Origin of the sequence: Roseisolibacter sp. H3M3-2, assembly GCF_029211165.1 — a bacterium.
In the GTDB taxonomy this organism is placed as follows: Bacteria; Gemmatimonadota; Gemmatimonadetes; order Gemmatimonadales; family Gemmatimonadaceae; genus Roseisolibacter.
The window spans coordinates 1-4150 of the sequence record NZ_JARGEK010000394.1; the positions used below are offsets into that span (position 1 = coordinate 1).

The following is a 4150-nucleotide window of genomic DNA, read 5'->3' on the forward strand; positions in this document are numbered from 1 at the left end:
GCCCGGCGCTCGGCGCTCGCTCTCCCGCGCGTGAGCGCCGAGCGCCGAGCGCCGAGCGCCGAGTATCGGGAGGAGACCCGGATGACCTGGTCGATCCGCGGGCGGACGCTGCCGCTCGACCGCCCCTTCGTCCTCGGCGTCGTCAACGTCACCCCCGACAGCTTCAGCGACGGGGGGCTGTTCTTCGGCACGATGGCCGCGGCCGACCACGGGGAGCGGCTGCTCGACGAGGGGGCGGACGGGGTGGACGTCGGCGGCGAGTCGACGCGCCCGCGCAACACCGGCCCGGTGCCGGCCGAGGACGAGGTGGCGCGCGTGGCGCCCGTGGTGCGCGAGCTGCGGCGGCGGCGCCCCGACGCGGTGATCAGCGTCGACACCACCAAGGCGGCCGTCGCGCGCGCGGCGCTCGCCGAGGGGGCGGACGTCATCAACGACGTCTCGGGGCTGCGGCTCGACCCGGCGCTCGGCGCGGCGTGCGCGGAGGGCGGGGCGGGGGTGATCCTCATGCACTCGCGCGGCCTCGTGCAGGACATGGCGACCTTCGCGCACGCGACCTACGGCGACGACCCGGCCGCCGAGGTGGCCGCCGAGCTGGGGGCGGCCCTTGCGCGGGCCGACGCGGCCGGGATCGCGCGCGGGCGCATCGTGCTCGACCCGGGGATCGGCTTCGCCAAGCGCGTCGAGCACTCGGTCGCCGTGCTGCGCGGGCTGCCGCGGCTGGCGGCGCTCGGGCGGCCGCTGCTGGTGGGCGCGTCGCGCAAGCGGGTGGTCGGCGCGCTGTCGGGGGTCGAGGAGCCGGCGGCGCGCGTGCACGGCTCGGTGGGGGCGCACGTCGCGTCGCTCGCGCTCGGGGCGTCGCTGTTCCGCGCGCACGACGTGCGCGCGCACCGCGAGGCGCTGGACGTGGCGTGGGCCCTGCTGCGCGGGTAGCTTCGCCGGCATGACGCTGGCGGCGACCTGGCTTCCCGTGAAGGTCGGGTGGCGCGACCTCTTCGAGGTCGCGCTCGTCGCGTTCGTGCTGTACCACGCGCTGCGCCGGCTGCGCGGGGCGCGCGCCTTCGCGGTCGCGGCGGGGCTGGCGGCGCTCGCCGCGGCCTACGCCGCGGCGATGGCGCTGGAGCTGGCGCTGGTCGCGTGGACGCTCGACCTGGTGCTCAAGGGGGGGCTGGTGCTCGTGCTGGTGATCTTCCAGCCCGAGCTGCGCGCGGCGCTGGCGCACCTCGGCCAGCCGAAGTCGGCGCGCCCCGCGCCGTCGCTCGAGGAGGGGGAGGTGGTCGAGGCGGTGACCGACGCGGTCGAGCGCCTCAGCCGGTCGAGCACCGGGGCCATCATCGCGATCGAGCGCGACGTGCCGCTCAACGACTTCGTGGAGTCGGGGCGCGAGCTGCACGCGACGATCTCGAGCGACCTGCTGGCGACGATCTTCACCCCGTACACGCCGCTGCACGACGGCGCGGTGGTGGTGCGCGGCGACTCGATCGTCGGCGCGGGGTGCATCCTCCCGCTCTCGCAGACGCGCGTCGACGACCGCTCGCTCGGCACGCGGCACCGTGCCGCGCTCGGGCTCAGCGAGGAGACCGACGCGCTGGTCATCGTCGTGAGCGAGGAGAGCGGCTCGATCTCGCTGGCGTCGCGCGGGGAGCTGCGCCGCGGGCTGACGCCGATGCAGCTGCGCGAGCTGCTGCTCGGGCGGACTCCGCGGGGCGTGCCGGGGCCGGCGGCGCTCAGCGCCTGACGGCTCCGGACCTCCGAGAGCGGGAGTCGGAACTTCGGGAGTCTTCACGGCGGGAGTCGCGACGGCGCACTGCGCGGTCACGACTCCCGCTCTTTCGACTCCCGCCGTCGCGACTCCCGCCCCTTCAGGTCCTAGACTGGCGTCGCCACGCGCGGCGCTTCCGCGGGAGCGGGGAGGGCGCGCGCCACCTGCATCGCGTCGCGCAGCGCCGAGAGGTCGGGGTCGACGTCGGAGGCGCCCGCGAGGCCGGCGCGCGCGCGTGCGAGCTGGATGCGCACGTTCTCGGCGGCCGCGACGACGCCGGCGCGCGCGGCGCGCGTGGCGCCGAGGGCGGCGCGCAGCTCGGCGACGAACGAGAGCCGGCGCGACACCAGCTCGGCGCGGGTGGTCGGGCCGCCGGCGGGGGGCGGGTCGGCGGGGCCGGGCTCGCGCGAGCCTCCGGTCTCGACCAGCACGCGTTCCAGGCGCGCCTCGCGCTCCGCGAGCGCGCGGGCCAGCTCGGACGCGTCGTGGAGCGCGGCGGGGAGGGCGGGGTGGCGCGCCAGCACGCCGTCGGGCACCGAGGGCTCGTCGGGGGAGGGCTCGGCCGGCGCGTCGCGCGCGGGCGTGCCCAGCCCCCAGCCGGCGAGCGCGAAGAACCAGAGCGAGAAGCGCGAGCGCCAGATGCGGCCGACCATCGCGCCCGAGCGGCGCTCCGCGCGCTCCGACGAGTTGGCGCCGAGGATGAACGCCGCGATCGCGAGGAAGAAGGGGATCATCGTCGCGCCGCGGGCGACCGTCCGTGCCGTCCCCGGGTCGGGCCACACGCTCGCGACGACGCCCATCAGCGCGATCCAGAGCACGAACAGCGCGGCCGCCGCCCCGAGCGCCGCGTTGCGGGTGCGGCGCAGGCGCACCCCGTTCTCGCCGCCGTAGAGCGCCGCCACCTCGTCGGCGCGCGCGTCCTCCTCCAGCACGAAGGCGCGGATCACGTCGCCGGCGCCGAACCCCTCGATGCGCAGGTGGCGCGCGCGCCGCAGCAGGTCGGCGCCGATCGCGATCACGGCGGCGAACAGCGCCACCCCGGTGCCGATCCCGCGCCCGCCGCGCCCCACCGAGCCGGCCAGCAGCAGAGGGAACATCGACGTCAGCACCATCGTGCTCTGCTGCGCCATGCGCACGAAGTTGCGGACCTGCGGCGCGACCGCCGGCGTGGCGTGCCCCGACTCGTCGAGTGCCGCGGCGAGCGCCTCGGCCGAGGGAAAGCGGTCGTCGGGGCGCTTGGCGAGGCAGCGGTCGACCGCGTCGGCCAGCCGCGCCGGCACGTCGCGCCGCCGCGACGCCACCCGCGGCGGGTCCTGCATGACCTGCATCGCGAGCAGCGCGGGGAGGCTCGGGGCCTCGAACGGCGGGCGGCCGGTGAGCGCGACGAAGCCGACCGCGCCGAGCGCGTACAGGTCCGTGCGGCCGTCGAGCGGCTCGCCCGCGGCCTGCTCGGGGCTCATGTACTGCGCCGTCCCCATCACGTGCCCGTCGAGCGTCAGCGGGTTCGCGTCGTCGGCGACGCGCGCGATCCCGAAGTCGGTGACGAGGGCGCGGCCGGTCGCGCGGTCGAGCAGGATGTTGTCGGGCTTCACGTCGCGGTGGATCACCCCGCGGCCGTGCGCGTAGGCGAGCGCCCACGCCACGTCGCGCAGCACGCGCGTCGCCTCGTTGGGCGGGAGCGGGCCGCCGCGCGCGACCCGCCGCGCCAGCGTCTCGCCGTCGACGAACCCCATCACGAAGAAGACCACGTCGCCGTGGGCCTCGACCGCGTGGATGGGCACCACGTTGGGGTGCGACAGGCCGGCGGCGGTCCGCGCCTCGCGCAGGAAGCGCTCGCGCAGGTTCGGCTGCCGGGCCAGGACGGCCGGCAGCAGCTTGATCGCCACCGCGCGGTCGAGCGCCAGGTCGCGCGCCAGGATCACGATCCCCATCCCGCCGCGCCCCAACTCGCGCTCGATCGCGAAGCGGCCGCGCACGGCGTCCGCCAGCGCGTGCAGCTCGGGGTCCGGGGGGGATGGGGCGGTTGGCGGCATCGGTGGAGGGTGCGAACGTACGCGGCGATGCGCAACCGCCCGCCGCCGCCCGCCCTCGCCGCTGCCGCGGCGGGGCTCGGGCTGCTCGCCCTCTACGCGGCCACGCTGGCTCCCGCCGTCACCTTCTGGGACGCCGGCGAGTTCGGCGCCGCGTTCGCGCGGCTGGGCGTCCCGCACCCGCCGGGGACGCCGCTGTTCGTCGCCCTCGGCCGCGCGTGGACGTGGCTGCTGGGCGCGGCCGGCGTGGACGTCGCGGTCGCCGCGAACCTGCTGTCGGCCGCGTGCGCCGCCGCCGCCGCCGCGCTCGCGGCGTGGGTGGAAGTCGGAGGCCAAGCGGTCTTAGGAAGACAAATCGTGG

Annotated in this window: 4 protein-coding genes; 3 read left to right on the top strand and 1 reads right to left on the bottom strand. The window is 77.3% G+C overall.

Annotated elements, in window-relative coordinates:
- Positions 1-81 precede the first annotated feature (81 nt).
- Positions 82-930, top strand: coding sequence for a dihydropteroate synthase (gene folP / locus PYV61_RS21755; protein WP_275835605.1), 849 nt, complete (start codon positions 82-84; stop codon positions 928-930).
- Positions 931-940: 10 nt separating this feature from the next.
- Positions 941-1735, top strand: a complete 795-nt coding sequence (gene cdaA / locus PYV61_RS21760; RefSeq protein ID WP_275835607.1) for a diadenylate cyclase CdaA — start codon at positions 941-943, stop codon at positions 1733-1735.
- A 131-nt stretch (positions 1736-1866) separates the two neighbouring features.
- Here the strand turns inward: cdaA and PYV61_RS21765 are convergent, their stop codons facing one another.
- Complete coding sequence (locus tag PYV61_RS21765) at positions 1867-3792, bottom strand: serine/threonine-protein kinase (protein ID WP_275835609.1); 1926 nt, start codon at positions 3790-3792, stop codon at positions 1867-1869.
- Positions 3793-3819: 27 nt separating this feature from the next.
- Between PYV61_RS21765 and PYV61_RS21770 the strand changes: the two genes are divergently transcribed.
- A partial coding sequence (locus tag PYV61_RS21770) for a DUF2723 domain-containing protein (RefSeq protein ID WP_275835611.1) occupies positions 3820-4150 on the top strand: 331 nt, incomplete at its 3' end.

Coding starts and splice junctions, on each gene's coding strand:
- folP (WP_275835605.1), top strand. CDS start 82: ATGACCTGGTCGATCCGCGGGCGGACGCTGCCGCTCGACCGCCCCTTC.
- cdaA (WP_275835607.1), top strand. CDS start 941: ATGACGCTGGCGGCGACCTGGCTTCCCGTGAAGGTCGGGTGGCGCGAC.
- PYV61_RS21765 (WP_275835609.1), bottom strand. CDS start 3,792: ATGCCGCCAACCGCCCCATCCCCCCCGGACCCCGAGCTGCACGCGCTG.